Here is a 21,331-nt window from a genome sequence, read left to right on the forward strand (position 1 = left end):
GGGTCAGGCCCTGGCCCTCCCTCTACCTCACTCTTACGCCCCCCTCTGGTCGACACGCCCGGGAAAGTCCCCTTTTGTTGGGGTACCGAGACGGTCGAACACCAGATGCTGGAGGGCGCTGTGCGGCCTGACGAGGGCTACGACTACGACACCTACAGCAGGCTCGCCGGGCCGCTCACCGAGCCGCCCGACGCGGGCGGCTACCGGGTGCGGTACACCTCGCTGCTGGCGAACGAGCCGCACCGAATACGAGCCGTCCTGCTGATGACACTCGCGCCCCTGCTCACCGGGGCGCTCCTCGTGTACCTGGTGTGGCCCACCCACTGGGTGGAACGCGAGGGCGGCGAGCGCTGGTTGGTCTCGCTCGACATCGTGATGCTCGTCGCGATCGGGCTCATCGAGCTGTTCATGCTCGTCAACGTCATATCCATCGCCCACGCCACGATGGTCGCCAGGGACCCGATCCCGGTCCGCGCCGAGCCCGGCACCCGCGTCGCGTTCCTCACGACGTACGTCCCCGGCAAGGAACCCCTCGCGATGGTGCGGGCCACCCTCGAGGGCGCCGTGCGCATCACGCACGAAGGGCCGCTGGACGTCTGGCTCCTGGACGAGGGTGACGACCCCGACGTCAGGGCGCTCTGCGCCGGGCTCGGCGTCCACCACTTCACCCGCAAGGGCATCCCGGAGTGGAACCAGAAGAAGGGTCCCCACAAGACCCGTACCAAGCACGGCAATTACAACGCCTGGCTCGCCGCGCACGGCGCGGACTACGACTTCTTCGCCTCCGTCGACACCGACCACGTGCCGCACCCCGAGTTCCTGGAGCGGATGCTCGGCTACTTCCGCGACCCGGACGTCGCGTTCGTCGTCGGCCCGCAGGTCTACGGCAATTACGACTCCCCGGTCACCAAGGCCGCCGAGTCCCAGCAGTTCCTCTTCCACGCGCTCATCCAGCGCGCCGGGAACCGCTACCGCGCCCCCATGTTCGTCGGCACCAACAACGTCGTACGGATCTCCGCCGTGAAGCAGGTCGGCGGCCTCGTCGACTCGATCACCGAGGACATGGCGACTGGCTTCGAGATCCACCGCCACCGCAACCCGGACACCCGCGAGCGCTGGCGCTCCGTCTACACGCCCGACGTGCTCGCGGTCGGCGAGGGCCCCGCCTCCTGGACGGACTTCTTCACCCAGCAGACCCGCTGGTCGCGCGGCACGTACGAGACGCTGTTCCGGCAGTACTGGAAGGCCCCGGCCTCGATGCCGCCCGGCCGCCTCTTCTCGTACTCGATGATGCTCGTCTACTACCCGATGACGGCCGTCAACTGGCTGCTCGGCGTGCTGAGTTGCGTGCTGTTCCTGTGGACGGGTGCCTCCGGTACGCAGGTGACCGCGTCCGTGTGGCTCATGCTCTACAGCGACGCGGCCGCCCTCCAGATCGGCCTCTACCTCTGGAACCGGCGGCACAACGTATCGCCGCACGAACCCGAGGGGTCGGGCGGCCTCGCCGGCATGGCGATGTCGGCGATCTCCGCGCCCGTCTACCTCAAGTCGCTCGGCGCGGCCCTCCTCGGCCGCCCCAGCCGCTTCGTCGTCACCCCCAAGGGCGGCGACGCCAGCGCCGACCGGCCGCTGACCTTCCGCGTCCATCTGTGCTGGGCGGGCGTGCTCGCCACGTCGCTCGTGGCGTCCGTCGTCCTCGACCACACCCACGTGGCCATGCGCACCTGGGCGGTCCTCGCCCTGTGCATCGCGCTCGCGCCGCCCGTCGTGTGGTTCGTCTCGCAGCGCCGCGAGGCCGCGGCCGCGACCGCGACCGCCAGGAGGGTGGAGGCCGAACCGGTCCGCGCCGTGCAGCCGGCGGCCCCCCGTACATCGACCACAGGAGGGAACTGACGCATGGCCTACAGACCTTCACGCCGGATGAAGAAGACCGTCTTCGGAGCGGGCGGCATCGCCCTCCTCGCCGGCCTGAACGCCCCGGCCGCCTGGACCTTCGCCTCCGAGCGGTACGAGGACTGGAAGATCGCCCAACCCGGCTACAAGGCCAAGTACGGCTCCTGGTCGCGGATCGACATCCCGCAGGAGTACCGCACCAACGCCATTCACGCCGCGCTCCTGCACACCGGCAAGGTGCTCATCGTCGCGGGCTCGGGCAACGAGCAGAAGAGCTTCGACGCGGGCACCTTCGACACCGTCCTGTGGGACCCGAAGGCGAACACCTTCAAGAAGATCCCCACCCCCGCCGACTTCTTCTGTGGCGGCCACGCCCAACTCCCCGGAGGCCGGCTCCTGGTGGCGGGCGGCACCGCCCGCTACGAACGGCTCGACGGCGAGGTCGAGAAGGCCGGCGGCGGCATGCGCGTCAAGAACGAGAGCCCCGACAAGGCGGTGCACCTGAAGAAGGGCACCAGGTTCCGCTCTCCCGCCGGCACCGAGTACGTCTCGAAGTTCGACGTCACCGTGCCCAAGGCGAAGCGCGCCTACGACAAGAAGCGCAACGCCGCCGGCGTCATGCAGCCGTGGAAGACCAGGATCAAGGCGAGTGAGACGCGCGTCTTCGTCGAGGCCGCCCAGAAGGGCAAGCGGTTCGTCGCCGACGACAACGCCCAGTACGAGATCGAGGGCCTGCGGGGCAAGGACGCCGACAACACGTACGGCCTCTCCGAGAAGATCACCATGGAGAAGCAGGACTTCCAGGGGATCAAGGAGGCGTACGAGTTCGACCCCGTCGCCGAGCGGTACGTGCCGGTCGACCCGATGGAGAAGGCCCGCTGGTACCCCACGCTGGTCGGCCTGGAGGACGGCAAGGTGCTCGCGGTCTCCGGCCTCGACGACGTCGGCATGATCGACCCCGGTGACAACGAGATCTACGACCCGAAGACCAAGAAGTGGTCGATGGGCCCGAAGCGCTACTTCCCGACGTACCCGGCCCTCTTCCTCACCAAGGGCGGCAAGCTCTTCTACCCGGCCTCGAACGCCGGTTACGGCCCCGCCACCAAGGGGCGCGTCCCCGGTCTGTGGGACCTGAAGACCAACAAGTTCGAGAAGGTCCCCGGCCTCACCGACACGGACCAGACGGAGACCTCGTCCTCACTGCTGCTGCCGCCCGCGCAGGACCAGCGGTTCATGATCCTCGGCGGCGGCGGTGTCGGCGAGTCCAAGAAGGCGACGTCCCGCACGGCGGTCGTGGACCTGAAGGAGGAGAGCCCGGCCTTCAAGACGGGTCCCCAACTCCCGCAGGGCACCCGGTACTTGAACTCCGTCATCATGCCGGACGACTCCGTCTTCACGACGAACGGCTCCAAGGACTACCGCGGCCGCAGCGCCAGCAACATCTTCAAGGCGCAGTTCTACGACCCCGAGCAGAACGCCTTCCAGGAGGCCGCCGCCCCCAAGGTCGGCCGCAACTACCACTCCGAGGCGCTGCTGCTGCCCGACGGCCGGGTCGCCAGCTTCGGCTCCGACCCGCTCTACGACAACCAGCAGAACACCAAGCTCGGCCACTTCGAACAGCGCATGGAGATCTACACGCCGCCCGCCCTGCACCGCGGCGGCGACCAGCGGCCCGTCCTCGGTTCGGGTCCCGAGACGCTCCCGGCGAGCGGTGAGGCCACGTTCCGCACGAAGGACGCGGACGGGATCGTCAAGGCCCGCCTCATGCGGCCGTCCGCGGTGACCCACACGACGGATGTGGAGCAGCGCTCGATCGCCCTCGACGTCAAGAAGTCCAAGGGTTCGGTGACGGTGGGGGTCCCCCGGGACCGCACCCTGGTCCCTCCGGGGTGGTACATGGTGTTCGTGTCCGACGCGGACGGGGTCTCGTCCGAGGCGAAGTGGATCCAGGTGACGTAGCGATCACGGAGCCGTGGTTGCGGTCGCGGGGCTCTGCCCCGGACCCCGCGCCTCAATCGCCGGCGGGGCTTGAATATCAAGCCCCTGCGGCGATTGAGCAGCGGGGCCCGGGGCAGAGCCCCGCGAGCTCAGCCACGGGCGAGGCCGAGGGCGTAATCCGCCCACCACGTCCCCGCGGCGGGGCCGCCGCGGCACGTGCCGTCGGACTCGCCGGGGCGCTTCACCCACAGGTTCGCGTCGATCAGCGCGTCGCCCGTGCGCGTGGTCGGGGCGGAGCCCAGCGCGCGGCCCGGCGGATTGCACCACGCGTCGCCCTGACCGTCCCCGTAGGGCCCCGCGCCATTGCGGCTCGTGTCGACGACGAAGTGCGCGCCGCCGAGCAGCCCGGAGAGCCGGCGACCGTATGCCGCACTGTCCTTGTCCGTCTGGAAGTTGGACACGTTCAGGGAGAAGCCGTCCGCCTTCCCGATCCCGGCCCGCCGCAGCGGCTCCACCAGTTTCTTCGCGTCGGGGATCCAGGCGGGGTTCCCGGCGTCGACGTACACCTTGGTGTTCGGCTGCCGCTTGAGGCGGTCGATCGCCGACGACATCAGCGCGTACCGCTCGTCCTCGTACTGCTTCGGAGAGCAGCCGCTGACGATGTGCGCGATCGCGTCCGGTTCGAGGACGACGACGGCCTTCGCCTTTCCGATGCCGGAGGCGAACGCGTCGATCCACTGGTGGTAGAAGTCCGCACTGTGCGCCCCGCCGGCCGAGTGCTGGCCGCAGTCGCGGTGCGGAATGTTGTACGCGACCAGGACCAGCGTCTTGCCCGCCTTCCTGGCCTGCGCGGCGGCCTCGGAGACCGGCGGGCGCGGATAGTCGCCCGGCGCCCACATCGCCTGTGGATGCGCGGCGATGCGCTCGATCAGCGCGGCGTCGGAGCCACGGCCCTCCCGCTTCCACTTCGCGACCTGGTCGGAGGCGTCGGAGTCCGGGTCGACCCAGAACGGCGAGGAGCCGATGGCGGAGCCGGAAGGGGCGGTCCGCTGCGCGGCCTCCGCGGCGGCGTCGCGGCCACCGCCACCGCTGCCCGCGCCGCCACCGCCACCGCCGCCGTCGGAGCAGCCGATGGCGGCGGTGGACAGGAGGATCGCGGCGCCGGTGAGAGCGAAGGTGCGGGCGGGCGTGTGTGCGGGTCGGACGGGCATCCTGCCCCCTGGTTCGGAGCGCGTACAGGGCGTACGAAGGCGTACGAAAGCGTAAATACCGGGCAATCGTTACACAGGGTTGTCGTTTCGCTGCGCATTAAGTGCCGTGCCAGGCGCCGGGGCCCAAAGGTCGAGACGGAGCTGACCGCCATATGACCGCCCGGTAAGGTCGGGGGCGTGCCGAAGCCCCTCTCTCTCCCCTTCGATCCGATCGCCCGCGCCGACGAACTCTGGAAGCAGCGTTGGGGGTCCGTGCCGTCCATGGGTGCGATCACCTCGATCATGCGCGCGCACCAGATCCTGCTCGCCGAGGTCGACGCGGTCGTCAAGCCGTACGGGCTCACGTTCGCGCGCTACGAGGCGCTGGTCCTGCTCACCTTCTCCAAGGCGGGCGAGCTGCCCATGTCGAAGATCGGCGAGCGGCTCATGGTGCACCCCACGTCCGTGACGAACACGGTCGACCGGCTCGTGAAGTCGGGCCTCGTCGACAAGCGGCCCAACCCCAACGACGGGCGCGGCACGCTCGCCACCATCACGGAGAAGGGCCGCGAGGCCGTCGACGCGGCCACCCGCGACCTCATGGCGATGGACTTCGGCCTCGGCGTGTACGACGCGGAGGAGTGCGGCGAGATCTTCGCGATGCTGAGGCCGCTGCGGGTCGCCGCGCACGACTTCGCGGACGAGTGAGAACCGGCGGGTGAGACCGGGGCCACCCGGCCCGCCCGAAGATCGCGCAAAACGGGTGGTTACCCTCGACGCATGAAGAAATCCGTGCTGACCCGCTACCGCACGATGGCCTACGTGACCGGTGTGCTCCTGGTCCTCCTGTGCCTCGGCATGATCGCCAAGTACGCGTTCGGCATGGACGGCGCCGCGGACTTCACGCGCGTCATCGCCATCGCGCACGGCTGGCTGTACGTCGTCTACCTGGTGTTCGCCTTCGACCTGGGCTCCAAGGCCAAGTGGCCGGTCGGCAAGCAGCTGTGGGTGCTGATCGCGGGCACGATCCCGACCGCCGCGTTCTTCGTGGAGCGCAAGATCTCCGCAGAGCTCGGGGGCAAGGTCGCCGGCGCCGACGCGAAGCTCGCCAAGGCGTAACCGCAGCTCAGCGCGCGCGTCCCTCCGCGGAGCGGACGCGCGCGTTTTCTGCGACCAGCGGTGTACGTGCGTACGCTCCTCCGGGTACATTCGTCCGCTTGCCCACGGACCACTTCGCCGACGACCCGACGACCCCGGCAAGGCGGGCGAGGTCGTGATCGGCGCGGGCGCGGTGGTCACCAAGGACGTCCCGGCGAACGCGTCGCAGGGGTCTCGCACCGGGAGATCGCCGCGCGCGCCGGCAGCCCGGACGAGGCGCGGGAGGCCGTCACCGAACTGATCCACGTGCTCTCCGAAGGCCCCCGGCGCGACCTGGTCCTCACGCAGGAGCTGTACGCCCTCGCCGCCCGCCGCCCGGAATACCGGGAGCTGGCGCGGGCATGGATGGCGCGCAGCAGGCAGTCGCTTGAGCGGCACTTCGACCCGGCCACGACCCGTCAGCTGGACGCGCTCATCGAGGGCCTCGCCCTGCACCGGGCCCTGGGCGCGGCCGGCCCCTGCCCCCGCGAACTGACCGGCGAGGCGGTGCGACGCCTTACGGCCAAGCAGACCGCCTGTGGGGTACGGACCTGACACCGTGCCTCACAGGCACGCACCGCACCGAGGAGCACCAGGAGCACCCGCATGACCGGCACAGCACCCCGCCTCGACGATCACCCGATGGTGGCGGCCGCGCGGCGGCTCGCCGACGACGTCCTCGCGCCCGCCGCCGAGGCCCACGACCGCACCGGGGTCACGCCGGAGGCGATCACCGCCGTCAAGGCCTCGGGCGTGCTCGGTGTCAACGCGCCCACGGGGTACGGGGGTTCGGACGTGCCTCCGGCCGTCGGGCGGGAGGTCGCGGAGATCCTGGCGGGCGCCTGCTGCTCGACCTTCTTCGTGCAGGTCCAGCACCACACGCCGGTACGCACCCTCGTCACGGGCAACGCGGCGGCCCGCGAGCGGTGGCTGCGCCCGCTGGCCGAGGGCACCGCGCTCGCGGGCATCGCCTTCTCGCACCTGCGGGCCTTCCCGAAGCTGCCGGTGCGGGCGACGCCGCTCGCGGGCGGCGGGGTGCGCTTCGACGGGCGGGTGCCCTGGTACACGGGCTGGGGCCTGAACGACGTGTTCCTGCTCGGCGGCGCGACCGCGGACGGCGAGGTCGTCTTCGCCGTCACCCGGCCGCGCGAGCAGCCGGGCCTCACCCCCACCGAACCGCTCCAACTGGCCGCGCTCACCGGCACCCGCACCGTCGGCCTCGTGCTGGACGGGCTCACGGTGCCCGAGGAGGACATCGTCGTACGGCAGCCGTACGAGGAGTGGGTGCGCGTCGACCGGCCGAAGAACACCAACACCAATCCGGCCGTGTTCGGTGTCGCGCGCGCCGCCCTCGACCTGCTCGACGCGGCGGGCGACGGCGAGGCCAAGGAGACGGCGGGCGTGCTGCGCGAGCGCCTCGACGGCGTGCGCAGGGACGCGTACGCACTGGTGGACGAGGTTCCGGCGGGGGAGCGGCTCGGGGACAGGCTCGCGGTGAAGACGCGCGCGTACGACCTGATGCGGGCGGCGACGACAGCCGCGATCGTCGCCGGGGGCGGGCGCGCCTTCGCCCTGTCGGCGCCGGCCCAGCGGCTCGCGCGGGAGGGCCTGTTCCTGGTGGTGCAGGGGCAGACGGCGGAGGTGCGGTCGGCGCATCTGGCGGCGCTGCGGGGCTGAACGCGTCGCGGTTCGTGGCGATCGGCCGCCGTGGGCCATCGACATTTAGTAGGACGTCCAAGTAAATTTGAAGCATGGACGCTGACGCGATCGAGGAAGGCCGCCGACGCTGGCAGGCCCGTTACGACAAGGCCCGCAAGCGTGACGCGGACTTCACCACGCTCTCCGGGGACCCGGTCGACCCCGTCTACGGGCCCCGGCCCGGGGACGCGTACGAGGGCTTCGAGCGAATCGGGTGGCCGGGCGAGTACCCGTACACCCGCGGCCTGTACCCGACGGGGTACCGGGGGCGGACGTGGACGATCCGCCAGTTCGCCGGGTTCGGCAACGCCGAGCAGACCAACGAGCGCTACAAGATGATCCTCCGCAACGGCGGCGGCGGTCTGTCCGTGGCCTTCGACATGCCCACCCTGATGGGGCGCGACTCCGACGACCCGCGCGCCCTCGGCGAGGTCGGGCACTGCGGTGTCGCGATCGACTCGGCGGCCGACATGGAGGTCCTTTTCAAGGACATCCCGCTCGGCGACGTCACGACCTCGATGACCATCAGCGGCCCGGCGGTCCCGGTGTTCTGCATGTACCTGGTCGCGGCCGAACGCCAAGGGGTGGACCCCGCCGTCCTCAACGGCACGCTCCAGACCGACATCTTCAAGGAGTACATCGCGCAGAAGGAGTGGCTCTTCCAGCCCGAGCCGCATCTGCGCCTGATCGGCGACCTGATGGAGCACTGCGCGCGGTCCATCCCCGCGTACAAGCCGCTCTCGGTCTCCGGCTATCACATCCGCGAGGCGGGCTCGACGGCAGCGCAGGAGCTGGCGTACACCCTCGCCGACGGCTTCGGCTACGTGGAACTGGGGCTGAGCCGCGGCCTCGACGTGGACGTCTTCGCCCCCGGCCTCTCCTTCTTCTTCGACGCGCACGTGGATTTCTTCGAGGAGATCGCCAAGTTCCGCGCGGCGCGCAGGATCTGGGCCCGCTGGATGCGGGACGTGTACGGCGCGGAGAGCGAGAAGGCACAGTGGCTGCGCTTCCACACGCAGACCGCGGGCGTCTCGCTGACGGCGCAGCAGCCGTACAACAACGTCGTCCGTACGGCGGTGGAGGCGCTGGCCGCGGTCCTCGGCGGCACCAACTCCCTGCACACGAACGCCCTCGACGAGACCCTCGCGCTGCCGAGCGAGCAGGCCGCCGAGATCGCGCTGCGCACGCAGCAGGTGCTGATGGAGGAGACCGGCGTCGGCAACGTCGCGGATCCGCTGGGCGGTTCCTGGTACGTGGAGCAGCTCACGGACCGGATCGAGGCCGACGCCGAGAAGATCTTCGAGCAGATCAAGGAGCGTGGGCTCCGGGCGCACCCGGACGGGCAGCACCCGATCGGGCCGATCACGTCCGGGATCCTGCGCGGGATCGAGGACGGCTGGTTCACGGGCGAGATCGCCGAGTCCGCCTTCCGGTACCAGCAGTCCCTGGAGAAGGGCGACAAGAGGGTCGTCGGCGTGAACGTGGCGGAGGGTTCCGTCACCGGCGACCTGGAGATCCTGCGGGTCAGCCATGAGGTCGAGCGGGAGCAGGTACGGGCGCTCGGCGGCCGCAAGGCGGGCCGGGACGACACGGCGGTGCGGGTCGCGCTGGACGTGCTGATCGGTGCCGCGCGCTCGGGCTCGAACATGATCGCCCCCATGCTCGACGCGGTACGCGCGGAGGCGACCCTCGGCGAAATCTGCGGGGTGCTCCGCGAGGAATGGGGCGTGTACACGGAGCCGCCGGGGTTCTGAGCGGCGCCGGGCATTTCAAGCCCCTGCGGCGATTGAGCAGCTCATTGAAGCCCCGCCGGCGATTGAGGCGCGGGGTCCGGGGCGGAGCCCCGTGGCGTCAACGCCGGTGCGCCCCCCCCCTGCTGACAGGTGTCACCAGGTCGTCCCGGGGTAGGTGCCGACGCGTCAAGTGCCCGTGCATACTCAGGAGTCACCGTGCCACTGTCCGCGCTCAACCGCACCACAACCACCGTCGGCCTCGCCACCCTCACCCTCCTCGGCGGGATCGCCATCGGCGCGGGCGCGGTGAGCGCGAGCCCACCCGCCGAGCCGAAGGTGCAGAACTCCTTCGACTCCCTCGGCGCGGACGTCCGCGCCGCCGACCTGTCCTCGGGCCGCACCGCGCACTACACGGACTCGGGCCCGGCCGACGGCACCCCCGTGCTCTACATCGGCGGCACCGGCACCAGCGCCCGCGCCGTCCACATGACCGACTTCATGCGCACCACCAGAGAGAACCTGGGCCTCCGCATGATCACGGTCGAGCGCAACGGCTTCGGCGACACCGATTACGACCCGAAGCTCGGCAAGGCCGACTACGCCAAGGACGCCCTTGAGGTCCTCGACAAGCTCGGCGTGAAGAAGTTCAAGGTGATCGCGATATCCGGCGGCGGCCCGTACGCCGCCGAGATCGCCGCGAAGGCCCCCGGGCGGATCAGCGCGCTGCACCTCGGCGCCGCCCTGCCGCCGTACGGCGAGAAGCCCGCTTCCTGCGACCTGACGGACGACCAGATGGCCGCCGCCGTCAAGGACGAGATCAAGGACCCGCGCAAGTGGTGGGCCTTCCCCGACGACAGCCCGGTCAAGTCCATCCCCGGCTTCGCCGACACCGCGTACGAGGAGGGCGCCCGGACCTACAACCAGCGCGGCCAGCAGGCCGATCCGGCGCCGCAGGTGCACGAGCAGCGGCTGTACTGCGACCGCCCGGGCCCGGACCTGTCGAAGCTGAAGGCACCGGTGTTCCTCTACCACGGCGACAAGGACACGACCGTGCCCGCCAGCACGCTCAAGGCCTGGCGCGACAACCTCCCCGACACGGCTCCCGTGAAGACCCGTACGTACGCCGACACCGGCCACGACGTCCAGTACCGCCACTGGGACCAGATCCTGGTCGACCTGGCCGGCCGCTCCGACCGCACGGTGGTCTGCCACGACAAGCGGACGCGCGCGCTGCCGGCGGGCGAGGCTGACGCCCTGGTGTCCAAGAAGCGCGCCACGCTGGGCAGCTGCGCCTGGAACGACTGACCCCGCCCCATGACCCGCTAGTCGGCCGCGGCGGCCGCGAGTCCTCCCAGCAGGAGGGCCGTGAACCGCCGCACCCACTCCGCGTCGGCCGGCTCCGCGCTCACCAGGGTGCGGTGCACGACCGCCCCCGCCGCCACGTCGAAGATGAGATCCGCCGTGGCCGCGGCGGCGGCCGGGTCGGGAGCCGGCGGGAGTTCGCCGCGGCGCTCGGCCCGCGCCCGCCCCTCCAGTACGAGCCGCTTCTGGCGGTCGACGATCGACGTACGGATCCGGTCCCGCAGCGGGGCGTCGCGGGTGGACTCGGCGACCACCGCCATCAGCGCCGTCTTCGCCTCGGGCCGGCCCAGGATCGCCGCGAACTGCCGCACCACGCCCTCCACATCGGCGGCGAGCGAGCCCCGGTCGGGCAGTTCGAGCTCGTCGAAGAGGACCGCGACCGCGTCCACGACGAGCTCGCTCTTGCCCGGCCAGCGGCGGTACAACGTCGTCTTCGCGACACCCGCGCGCGTGGCCACGTCGCCGAGCGTCAGCTTCGACCAGCCGAGCTCCACGAGCGCTGCCCGGGTCGCCTCGAGAATCGCCTCGTCCGCCGCGGCGGAACGCGGACGCCCTGTCCGAACGTTGGGGGGAGTGGGGGACGGCGTGCGGCTCTGCATGGTCGTCGACCATACCGGCGGGTAGGGCCCCTCTGACGGATCGGGCTGGATCCGGGGGCTGGTCATGTTCGGCCCCGCGACTCCAGCAAGATCCGTCAGAGGGGCCCTGAGGGCGAAAGATCGCGTGAGGCAGATCACCGGGTGTTCACCGGGCCCCTGTTTCCGCGCTCCGGCCATGACAGTTACGCTACGACTCGTAGCGAAAGCTCGATCTCGTACGAGTGCCTCGGATCTGCACCCCGGGGCGGCCCGGACGAGCGGCAACCACAAGGCGCCGGGTGGGGACCCGGTGCCGAAAGCACACCAGGCCGAGTCCGCTCCGTGCCTCCAGATGCGTCTCGCATTCCGGCGGGAAGTGCACGGAGCGGGACCCGGCCCACAACTGTCCGCGGAAGGGGGAGACTGTACGCATGCAGCCACGGAACATGTCCATGAGCGGAGTCGTCGACCTCGCCGCGGTGAAGGCGGCCCAGGAGGCCAAGTCGAAGGCGGAGCAGGCGCGTGCCGAGCAGGCCCGCACCGGTGGGGGCGGCGCCGTGCCGCCTTCGAGCCTGGTCATCGACGTCGGTGAGGCCGACTTCGAGAGCGCCGTACTGCAGCGCTCCGCCGAGGTGCCCGTCGTCATCGACTTCTGGGCCGAGTGGTGCGAGCCCTGCAAGCAGCTCAGCCCGCTGCTCGAGCGGCTCGCCGCCGAGTACAGCGGCCGCTTCGTCCTCGCCAAGATCGACGTCGATGCCAACCAGATGCTGATGCAGCAGTTCGGGGTCCAGGGGATCCCGGCTGTCTTCGCGGTCGTTGCCGGTCAGGCCCTGCCGCTGTTCCAGGGGGCCGCCCCCGAGGAGCAGATCCGCGGCACCCTCGACCAGCTGATCCAGGTCGCCGAGGAGCGCTTCGGCCTCACCGGCATCGCGGTCGACCCGGAAGCGGAGGGCCAGGCCCCGGTCGAGGAGGACGAGGCCCCGGCGGGTCCCTACGACGCCCTCCTCGAGGCGGCCGTGCAGGCCCTGGACGCCGGCGACCTCGACGGCGCCGTGCAGGCCTACAAGAACGTGCTGTCCGACGACCCGGGCAACACGGAGGCCAAGCTCGGCCTCGGCCAGGCGCAGCTCCTCCAGCGCGTGCAGGGGCTCGACCCGCAGCAGGTCCGCAAGGACGCCGCGGAGAAGCCCGCCGATGTGCCGGCGCAGATCGCGGCGGCCGACCTGGACCTGGTCGGGGGTCACGTCGAGGACGCCTTCGGGCGGCTCGTCGAGACGGTGGGGCGCACGGCCGGCGAGGACCGGGACGCGGCACGCGTGCGACTGCTCGAACTGTTCGAGGTCGTGGGCGCCGACGATCCGCGTGTGACGACCGCGCGTACGGCTCTGGCCCGAGTTCTCTTCTGAGTCGTCAGTGACCAGTTGTTAAACGCTGCGGCTTGTGATGCCGGAGTGAAAATTCTGTCTTCAGAGGCGCACAGCGGCCGCGTTTTACCAAAACTTGGTAATCGCGGCCGCTGTTACTTGGAGTAAGTCGCACTCGATCTTCTGTCCGGTTCCGTCCCGGATTCAACCTGTATAACAACCGGTTCAACGGCACCCTCAGTTGTTGTTCGGTACCCCAGTGTCGGTGTTCGGTTATCCGTCCGTTACCCGTGAGTAACGAACCCCCTTGTGTCAGCGCCGCGAATGCACCACGATCGGGCACGCTCGGTCCTCTCCCCACCGTCCGACAGCCAATCGCGCGGCGGGGTTTTTGGGTCCCCACCGGGCGGTCGACGGCGAACCAGCGGGAGCGCCGGCGGTCACGGACAGGGGGGTCTCAGCCGTCCGGCTGGGCCTGTCCGGCAGGTTGCGCGTGATGGCTCAGGTGCGACCAGTGGTTGTCGCTCGGGGGTGATCGCCGGTGATCAGGGTGCGGATGAATACACAGACCAAGCACTCCCGATGCGGGCGCTCTCCTTCCCGAGGACGTAGCACTTCTCCCATCCCTGCCCGGTAGAGCCGCTGCACGTGGCAGCCAGGGCCGGAGATGTACGTCCGAGAAGGAGGAACAGTCATGAATTCCATGATTCGTGGCGGAACCAGATGGAAGCGGTTCGCCGTAGTCATGGTGCCGAGCGTGGCGGCGACCGCCGCGATAGGCGTGGCCCTGTCCCAGGGTGCGCTTGCGGCATCGTTCAGTGTGTCGGGTCAGTCGTTCAAGGTGGCGGCGGACTCTCTCGACGGCAAGGGTTTCGTCCAGTACGGAGCCGTCGACTCCGGCAAGACGGGTAACCACCCGGTCGCCGTGGTCGGCATGAAGTCCGCGACGATCAACAACCTCTGCCAGTCGGTGGTTGTCCCCGTCCCGGTCTTCGGCGATGTGTCGATGAAGCTGTCGGCCGGTGCGGACAAGAGCGCCCCGGTCGAGGCCAAGACCCTCTACATCGACGCCGATGACATGAAGGCCGATGCGACCTTCAAGAACATCGACATCGGTGTGGCGGCGGGTGACGCCAAGAAGGGCCCCGGTATTCACCAGGGCGACAAGGCCGACCCCAACGCGTTCGCCCAGCAGGCCGACTCGGTGCACTTCGAGAACGTCCAGCAGCGTGCGTGGGCCACCACGGCCGGCACCTTCAAGCTCTCCGGCCTCAAGATGAAGGTCCAGAAGGGCAAGCACGAGTGCTACTAGGCCCACAGGGCCCGTGTACGGGCCGGGGTCTTGGCACTTGATGTGCTGAACGGCCGGGCGCGGGGGCACTCGCAGTGACGTGGAGTCGTCCCCGTGCCCGTTTCCCGGACAGCCACCATCACCACAGATCAACGCCTTTCCCGAGGAGCTGTACGACATGAGCGCCGAAGCGCAAGGACTGGGCCCCAAGCTTGGTCAGATGCGCCAATCGTTCCGAGGGTGGCGCGGTCAGCGCCCGTTCTGGGGCGGTCTGCTGTCAATCCTCGGCGGCCTCCCGATCATGTACTTCCCGTACGCGAACCTCGCGATCGGCAATATGACGATCAAGATGGCGACCACGGCCGGTGCCGGTTCGCTCATCATCGGCATCTTGCTGGTCGTGCTCGGCCTGACGATGTGGTTCCAGCCGCACTCCCGTGTGTTCGCGGGTGTCGCGGCGATTCTTCTCGCCCTGGTCTCCCTCGTGGTTTCGAACTTCGGCGGCTTCGTCATCGGTTTCCTGCTCTCCCTCGTCGGTGGTGGCCTCGGCATCGCCTGGGCGCCGGCCGAGCGGCAGGACGACTCGGCAGGGAAGGGCGGTGACCACGCCACGTCCTCCCCGGACGCGGCGCCGGTCGTGCCGCCCGTTGCGGGAGCCACCTATCAGGTCGCGGGCGTGAACGACGACGTGTCAGGGACGAGCCCGAACAATGGGACGAACGGGAGGCACCGTGCCGGCTGATGAGGTGCACCACGAGGGCTCCGCGGAGCCCCGTGCGAGAACCGGGCCGCGGCATGCGGCGCGGCGGCATGCGGCACCAAAGAAGCATCTCTTCACCAAGATGCACATGCCCGCGGGCAAGGCGGTGGCGATCGCGGCCATGCCCACGGCCGTGCTCATGGGACTTGGTCTGACGCCGACGCTCGCGTCGGCCAAGGACAACCCGACGAAGTTCTCGGTCGACGACTACAAGGCGTGCGCCGACGCCATCGACTCGAACAAGGACGACGACGGGTCCGACGAGGCCAAGGACAAGGCCAAGGAGTCGGCGAAGCCGACCCCGACGCCGTCCGCCTCGGCCTCCAAGGACGGCTCCGAGGAGAAGAAGGAGAAGGCGACCCCGACTCCTTCGCCGTCCGCCTCCGAGTCCAAGGGCTCCGACGCCTCCGACGACAAGGACGCGGCCACGCCGTCGCCCTCGGCGTCGGAGACGAAGAACCCGCTGGACCCGCTGGGCGTCGGCGACGCCCTGAAGAAGGCGTTCACGCCCGACGACAAGGAGTCGGAGAGCGCGACTCCTTCGCCGTCGGCGTCGGAATCCTCGGGCGGCCTGCTCGGTGGCACCACCGACAAGGCCGGCGACACGGTCAAGGACGCCACCGGGTCGGTCAAGGACACCACCGACAAGCTCGGCGACACGGTCAAGGACACCACCGACAAGGTCAAGGACACGACCGACAAGGTGGGGGACGCGGCCAAGGACGCGACCAAGAACGTGGGCGACCCGAAGGGCTCCGGCGATGTGCCGGACAACTGCCCGGCGGCCACGGACGCGTCCGGCGCCAACGAGGACACCCCGGCCCAGCTTCCGGACAAGACGTGGAAGCTGCAGGCCAGTTCGCTCCTGCTCAAGGGGGCGGACTACAAGGGTCTGGTGGACGTCCGGATGGCCGACGGGTCGACCAAGCGCGTCATGAAGTACGTCATCTCCAAGGGCACGGACATCGGTGATCTGCACCAGATCGCCCCGGGCCCGAACGGGAAGTTCTTCCACATCCGGTCGGACAAGGGCTCCACGTCCACCATCCGCGATGGGCAGACGACGATGTACACGGAGGAGCTCTCGGGCAATCTGTTCGGGCTCGTTCCGCTGACGTTCAACGCCAAGAACCCGCCGCCGCTCAACCTGCCGACCCTGTTCTTCACGAACGTCAAGGTGACGCAGGCCTCGCAGTTCGGCGGGACCCTGCACGTGCCCGGTCTGCGCACCACGGTCGAGGACAGCTGACCGTAGCCTCAAGGCCCGTTCGGGAGCCGCATACGACAAAGGGCGCCCCCCTCAAGGGGGCGCCCTTTGTCATGCGCTCAAGGCCGTGCGCGCGGGCGAGGGCGGCGCGTCAGTCGCGCTCGCCGCCGCCCAGGTGGTGCACCCGGACCATGTTGGTGGTGCCGGGGACGCCGGGAGGCGAACCGGCGGTGATGACCACGGTGTCGCCGTCGTCGAAGCGGGCCAGCTTGACGAGCTCCGCGTCGACCAGGTCGACCATGCCGTCGGTGTTGTCCACGTGCGGCACGACGTGCGACTCGACGCCCCAGCTCAGCGCGAGCTGGTTGCGGGTCTCCTCGTCCGTGGTGAACGCCAGGATCGGCTGGGCCGCGCGGTAACGGGACAGGCGGCGGGCCGTGTCACCGGACTTGGTGAAGGCGACCAGCGCCTTGCCGTCCAGGAAGTCCGCGATCTCGCACGCGGCGCGAGCCACCGAACCACCCTGCGTACGCGGCTTCTTGCCGGGCACGAGCGGCTGCAGCCCCTTGGAGAGCAGCTCCTCCTCGGCCGCCGTGACGATCTTCGACATCGTCTTGACGGTCTCGATCGGGTAGGCGCCGACCGAGGACTCGGCCGACAGCATGACCGCGTCGGCACCGTCCAGGATCGCGTTCGCGACATCGGAGGCCTCGGCGCGCGTCGGGCGCGAGTTGGTGATCATCGACTCCATCATCTGGGTCGCGACGATCACCGGCTTGGCGTTGCGGCGGCACATCTCCACGAGGCGCTTCTGCACCATCGGGACCTTCTCGAGCGGGTACTCGACGGCCAGGTCACCACGCGCGACCATGATCCAGTCGAAGGCCGCGACGACGCCCTCCATGTTGGCGACGGCCTGCGGCTTCTCGACCTTGGCGCCGACGGGGACGCGGCGCCCCTCCTCGTCCATGATCTTGTGGACGTCCTTGACGTCGTTGGCGTCGCGCACGAAGGAAAGGGCGACCATGTCGCAGCCCATCTTCAGGGCGAAGCGCAGGTCCTCGATGTCCTTCTCGGACAGGGCCGGGACGTTCACCGCCGCGCCGGGCAGGTTGATGCCCTTGTGGTCGGAGATGACACCGCCCTCGATGACGACCGTCTTCACGCGCGGGCCGTCGACCTCGACGACGCGCAGCTCGACGTTGCCGTCGTTGATCAGGACCTGGTCGCCCTTGGAGACGTCGCCGGGCAGACCCTTGTAGGTCGTGCCGCAGATCGACTTGTCACCGGGAACGTCCTCGGTGGTGATGGTGAACTCGTCACCGCGCACCAGCTCGACGGGGCCTTCGGCGAAGGTCTCCAGGCGGATCTTCGGGCCCTGGAGGTCGGCGAGCACGCCCACGGCGCGGCCCGTCTTCTTGGCGGCGGCGCGAACACGGTCGTAGCGACCCTGGTGCTCGGCGTGGGTGCCGTGGCTGAAGTTGAATCGGGCCACGTTCATGCCGGCCTCGATCAGCGAGACGAGCTGCTCTTCGGAGTCGACGGCGGGGCCCAGCGTGCAGACGATTTTGGAACGGCGCATGGGGGCGATCCTATCGGTTTGTTTCGCTACGGAATATTCCGTCTGGTGGAATCTACAAATGGGCGGACGTGCGCTCAGTCGTTGCGGCTCCGGACCAACGCGTAGGTCTGCTGCGCGATCTCCAGCTCCTCGTCGGTCGGCACCACGGCCACGGCCACGCGGGCGTATTCGGGGGAGATGAGCCGCGGTTCGTCGGAACGTACGGAATTGAGCTCTCCGTCGACCGCGAGGCCCAGCTCCTCCAGGCCCGCGACCGCAGCCTCGCGCACCGGCGCCGCGTTCTCGCCGACCCCGGCCGTGAACGCGACCGCGTCCACCCGGCCGAGCACCGCGTAGTAGGAGCCGATGTACTTCTTCAGGCGGTGCACGTAGATGTCGAAGGCGAGCCGCGCCTCCTGGTCGCCCTCGTCGATGCGGCGACGGATCTCCCGCATGTCGTTGTCCCCGCACAGCCCGATCAGGCCGGACTTCTTGTTGAGCAGGTCGTCGATCTCGTCCGCCGACATCTTGGCAACGCGCATCAGATGGAAGATGACGGCCGGGTCGACATCTCCCGAACGTGTACCCATCACGAGCCCCTCAAGCGGCGTGAGTCCCATCGAGGTCTCGACGCACTGCCCGCCGCGGACCGCGGAGGCGGAGGCGCCGTTGCCCAGGTGCAGCACGATGACGTTGACGTCCTCCGGCTGCTTGCCGAGCAGTTCGGCCGTCTTCCGGGAGACGTACGCGTGCGAGGTGCCGTGGAAGCCGTAGCGGCGCACGCGGTGCTCGTCGGCCGTCTTCACGTCGATCGCGTAGCGCGCGGCCGACTCCGGCATCGTCGTGTGGAACGCCGTGTCGAAGACGGCGACCTGCGGAAGGTCCGGGCGGAGCGTCTGGGCGGTGCGGATGCCGGTCAGGTTCGCCGGGTTGTGCAGCGGCGCCACCGGGATGAGCCGCTCCACCTCCTTGAGCACCGCGTCGTCGATCACGGTCGGCTGCGTGAACAGCTTGCCGCCGTGCACCACGCGGTGGCCGATCGCGGCCAGTTCGGGGGAGTCGAGGCCGAGCCCGTCCTGCGCCAGCTCCTCGGCGACCAGTTCGAGCGCGACCTTGTGGTCGGCGATCGGCCGGTTCTGCTCACGGGCCGCGCCGCCCGTGGCGAGCGGCGTGTGCTTCAGCCGGGAGGTCTCCTCACCGATCCGCTCGACCAGGCCCACGGCGAGCCGCGCGTGATCCTTCATGTCGAGGAGCTGGTACTTCACCGACGAGGAGCCGGAGTTGAGGACGAGGATGCGAGTCGCGGTCACGGGTACAGCCTTCGGTGGGGGTTCTTCGGTGGTCAGTTGGCCGGCGTCTGGGCCTGGATCGCCGTGATGACGACCGTGTTGACGATGTCCTGCACGAGCGCGCCGCGCGACAGGTCGTTGACCGGCTTGCGCAGGCCCTGAAGGACCGGACCGACGGCGATCGCGCCGGCCGAGCGCTGCACGGCCTTGTACGTGTTGTTGCCGGTGTTGAGGTCCGGGAAGATCAGCACGCTCGCCTGGCCCGCGACCTCGGACTCGGGCAGCTTGGTGGCCGCGACGGTGGGCTCGACCGCGGCGTCGTACTGGATCGGCCCCTCGATCTTCAGGTCGGGCCTGGCCGCCTTGACGATCTCCGTGGCCTCCCGGACCTTGTCGACGTCGGCGCCGGAGCCCGAGGTGCCGGTGGAGTACGACAGCATCGCGATCCGCGGCTCGACGCCGAACCGGGCGGCGGTGCCGGCCGACTGTGTGGCGATGTCCGCGAGCTGCTGGGCGTTCGGGTCCGGGTTCACGGCGCAGTCGCCGTAGACGAGGACCTTGTCGGCCAGGCACATGAAGAAGACCGAGGAGACGATCGCGGCGTCCGGCTTCGTCTTGATGATCTCGAACGCGGGCCGGATCGTGGCGGCCGTGGAGTGCACGGACCCCGACACCATGCCGTCGGCGAGGCCCTCCTGGACCATCAGCGTGCCGAAGTAGTTCACGTCGGCGACCACGTCGTGGGCCAGCTCCGGGGTGACGCCCTTGTGGGCGCGCAGTGCCGCGTAGGCGTCGGCGAACCGTTCCCGCAGCGGCGAGGTCTGCGGGTCGATGATGTCGCTGTCGGCGAGGTCGACGCCGAGGTCGGCGGCCTTCTTGCGGATCTGCTCGACCGGGCCGAGCAGAGTGAGATCGCAGACGCCGCGGCGAAGGAGCACGTCGGCGGCGCGCAGCACGCGCTCCTCGGTGCCCTCGGGCAGCACGACGCGGCGCTTGTCCGAGCGGGCCTGCTCCAGGAGCTTGTGCTCGAACATCATCGGCGTGAGACGGTCGGAGGACGGCGCCTGGATGGTCTTCAGCAGGCCCGCCGTGTCGACGTACCGCTCGAAGAGGCCGAGGGCGGTCTCCGCCTTGCGCGGCGTCGCGGCGTTCAACTTGCCTTCCATGGCGAAGAGTTCGGCCGCCGTGGGGAAGGAGCCGCCGGCCACCGCGATCACCGGGGTGCCGGGCGCGAGCCGCTCGGCGAGCTTGAGGATCGCCTCGCCGGGCCGCTCGTTCAGGGTCAGGATCACGCCCGCGATCGGCGGGGTCCCGGCGCTGTGCGCGGCGAGCGCGCCGACGACCAGGTCCGCGCGGTCGCCCGGGGTGACGACCATGCAGCCGGGGGTCAGGGCGTTGAGGAAGTTCGGCAGCATGGCGCCGCCGAAGACGAAGTCGAGGGCGTCGCGGGCGAGCCCCGAGTCGTCGCCGAGCAGCACCTTGCCGCCCAGCGCGTGGGTGATCTGGGCGACGGTCGGCGCGGCGAGCGCGGGCTCGTCGGGCAGCACGTAACAGGTGACCGGGAGCCGCCCCGTGAGCTGCTCGTGCACCTCGCCCCGGTCGGCAGGTGCCACGCGGTTGACGACCATCGCGAGGACGTCGCAGCCCAGGCCGTCATAGGCGCGGTAGGCGTTGCGGGCCTCGGCGCGCACCGATTCGGCCGTCTGCCTCTTGCCGCCGACGACCGGGATCACGGAGGCGCCGAACTCGTTGGCGAGACGGGCGTTGAGCGCCAGCTCGTCGGGGAGCTGGGTGTCGGCGAAGTCGGTGCCGAGCACGAGCACGACGTCGAAGTCGCGGGCCACGAGGTGGAACCGGTCGACCAGGCGCGAGACCAGCTCGTCCGTGCCCTGCTCGGCCTGGATCGCGGAGGCCTCGTGGTAGTCGAGTCCGTACACCGTCGCCGGGTCCTGCGACAGCCGATAACGGGATCGCAGCAGGTCGAAGAGCCGGTCGGGGCCGTCGTGGACGAGCGGCCTGAAGACCCCCACCCGGTCGACCTGGCGGGTCAGGAGCTCCATGACCCCCAGCTCCACGACCTGGCGGCCGTCTCCGCGATCGATCCCGGTCACGTACACGCTGCGCGTCACGCGTGCTCTCCGTTTCCCTCGTGGTTCTTCTCGTTCGAACCCGACTTTTACGGGTTGATTCGTTCTCTATCGGGTCAAAAAAAGGCGCGCAATGGAAGCCGTGCCCCCTTGACAATACCTCTGGCGGTGGCTAGGTCGCCCGCCGGACAGAAGGCCTTTTCCTCAGGGTCCAAGTGCCCATCGAACCCCTGCCGAAGCTCC

General features: G+C 69.8%; 16 protein-coding genes and 1 pseudogene. 12 read left to right on the top strand and 5 right to left on the bottom strand.

Annotated features, from left to right (window positions below; genetic code table 11):
* Positions 1-120 precede the first annotated feature (120 nt).
* Together ACIRHA_RS27525 and ACIRHA_RS27530 are read left to right on the top strand one after the other, a co-directional pair.
* Positions 121-1,893 (top strand): glycosyltransferase family 2 protein, encoded by a 1,773-nt coding sequence (locus ACIRHA_RS27525; RefSeq protein WP_403851067.1) that lies wholly within the window; start codon positions 121-123, stop codon positions 1,891-1,893.
* A 3-nt stretch (positions 1,894-1,896) separates the two neighbouring features.
* Positions 1,897-3,852, top strand: a complete 1,956-nt coding sequence (locus ACIRHA_RS27530) for a galactose oxidase-like domain-containing protein (RefSeq protein ID WP_403851069.1) — start codon at positions 1,897-1,899, stop codon at positions 3,850-3,852.
* 128 nt (positions 3,853-3,980) lie between these two features.
* Here ACIRHA_RS27530 and ACIRHA_RS27535 read toward each other — a convergent pair whose 3' ends face one another.
* Entirely contained in the window at positions 3,981-5,042 is a 1,062-nt protein-coding gene (locus tag ACIRHA_RS27535) for a glycoside hydrolase family 6 protein (protein ID WP_403851072.1), read from the bottom strand.
* Between the two features lie 177 nt (positions 5,043-5,219).
* Between ACIRHA_RS27535 and ACIRHA_RS27540 the strand changes: the two genes are divergently transcribed.
* From ACIRHA_RS27540 to ACIRHA_RS27565, 6 genes and pseudogenes are all read left to right on the top strand, one after another.
* Positions 5,220-5,729: a MarR family winged helix-turn-helix transcriptional regulator gene (locus ACIRHA_RS27540; RefSeq protein WP_403851075.1), complete on the top strand. Its 510-nt coding sequence runs from the start codon at positions 5,220-5,222 to the stop codon at positions 5,727-5,729.
* 72 nt (positions 5,730-5,801) lie between these two features.
* The gene (locus ACIRHA_RS27545; RefSeq protein WP_403851078.1) at positions 5,802-6,140 is read left to right on the top strand and encodes a DUF3817 domain-containing protein; all 339 of its coding nucleotides are present in this window, start codon (positions 5,802-5,804) and stop codon (positions 6,138-6,140) included.
* Between the two features lie 201 nt (positions 6,141-6,341).
* A pseudogene (locus tag ACIRHA_RS27550) lies at positions 6,342-6,713 on the top strand (TetR/AcrR family transcriptional regulator); the annotation flags it as partial.
* Positions 6,714-6,764: 51 nt separating this feature from the next.
* Complete coding sequence (locus tag ACIRHA_RS27555; RefSeq protein ID WP_403851081.1) at positions 6,765-7,835, top strand: acyl-CoA dehydrogenase family protein; 1,071 nt, start codon at positions 6,765-6,767, stop codon at positions 7,833-7,835.
* Between the two features lie 74 nt (positions 7,836-7,909).
* Entirely contained in the window at positions 7,910-9,610 is a 1,701-nt protein-coding gene (locus tag ACIRHA_RS27560) for a methylmalonyl-CoA mutase (RefSeq protein ID WP_403851083.1), read from the top strand.
* A 195-nt stretch (positions 9,611-9,805) separates the two neighbouring features.
* Positions 9,806-10,894 (top strand): alpha/beta fold hydrolase, encoded by a 1,089-nt coding sequence (locus ACIRHA_RS27565; protein WP_403851086.1) that lies wholly within the window; start codon positions 9,806-9,808, stop codon positions 10,892-10,894.
* Between the two features lie 17 nt (positions 10,895-10,911).
* On the opposite strand, the gene ACIRHA_RS27570 is transcribed toward ACIRHA_RS27565, so the two are convergent.
* On the bottom strand, positions 10,912-11,550 hold the full coding sequence (locus ACIRHA_RS27570) for a TetR/AcrR family transcriptional regulator (RefSeq protein WP_403851089.1): 639 nt from the start codon (positions 11,548-11,550) through the stop codon (positions 10,912-10,914).
* Positions 11,551-11,960: 410 nt separating this feature from the next.
* Here ACIRHA_RS27570 and ACIRHA_RS27575 point away from each other — a divergent pair, with 410 nt between their 5' ends.
* The 4 genes from ACIRHA_RS27575 (at position 11,961) to ACIRHA_RS27590 (ending at position 16,193) form a co-directional block, all read left to right on the top strand.
* The gene (locus ACIRHA_RS27575) at positions 11,961-12,935 is read left to right on the top strand and encodes a tetratricopeptide repeat protein (protein WP_403851092.1); all 975 of its coding nucleotides are present in this window, start codon (positions 11,961-11,963) and stop codon (positions 12,933-12,935) included.
* A 652-nt stretch (positions 12,936-13,587) separates the two neighbouring features.
* Positions 13,588-14,205, top strand: a complete 618-nt coding sequence (locus tag ACIRHA_RS27580) for a DUF6230 family protein (RefSeq protein ID WP_403851095.1) — start codon at positions 13,588-13,590, stop codon at positions 14,203-14,205.
* Positions 14,206-14,362: 157 nt separating this feature from the next.
* Positions 14,363-14,926, top strand: coding sequence for a DUF6114 domain-containing protein (locus tag ACIRHA_RS27585; protein WP_403851097.1), 564 nt, complete (start codon positions 14,363-14,365; stop codon positions 14,924-14,926).
* A gap of 106 nt (positions 14,927-15,032) precedes the next feature.
* Positions 15,033-16,193 (top strand): hypothetical protein, encoded by a 1,161-nt coding sequence (locus tag ACIRHA_RS27590; RefSeq protein ID WP_403851100.1) that lies wholly within the window; start codon positions 15,033-15,035, stop codon positions 16,191-16,193.
* Positions 16,194-16,302: 109 nt separating this feature from the next.
* Here the strand turns inward: ACIRHA_RS27590 and pyk are convergent, their stop codons facing one another.
* The 3 genes from pyk to pta form a co-directional block, all read right to left on the bottom strand.
* Positions 16,303-17,733 carry a pyruvate kinase gene (gene pyk / locus ACIRHA_RS27595; protein WP_403851103.1) on the bottom strand — a complete coding sequence of 477 codons (1,431 nt, stop codon included), beginning with the start codon at positions 17,731-17,733 and terminating at the stop codon, positions 16,303-16,305.
* A gap of 74 nt (positions 17,734-17,807) precedes the next feature.
* Positions 17,808-19,022: an acetate kinase gene (locus tag ACIRHA_RS27600; protein ID WP_403851106.1), complete on the bottom strand. Its 1,215-nt coding sequence runs from the start codon at positions 19,020-19,022 to the stop codon at positions 17,808-17,810.
* Positions 19,023-19,054: 32 nt separating this feature from the next.
* Positions 19,055-21,130, bottom strand: a complete 2,076-nt coding sequence (gene pta / locus ACIRHA_RS27605) for a phosphate acetyltransferase (RefSeq protein ID WP_403851108.1) — start codon at positions 21,128-21,130, stop codon at positions 19,055-19,057.
* Positions 21,131-21,331: the final 201 nt, after the last annotated feature.

This window comes from Streptomyces sp. NPDC102360 (assembly GCF_044766085.1).
Lineage (GTDB): Bacteria > Actinomycetota > Actinomycetes > Streptomycetales > Streptomycetaceae > Streptomyces.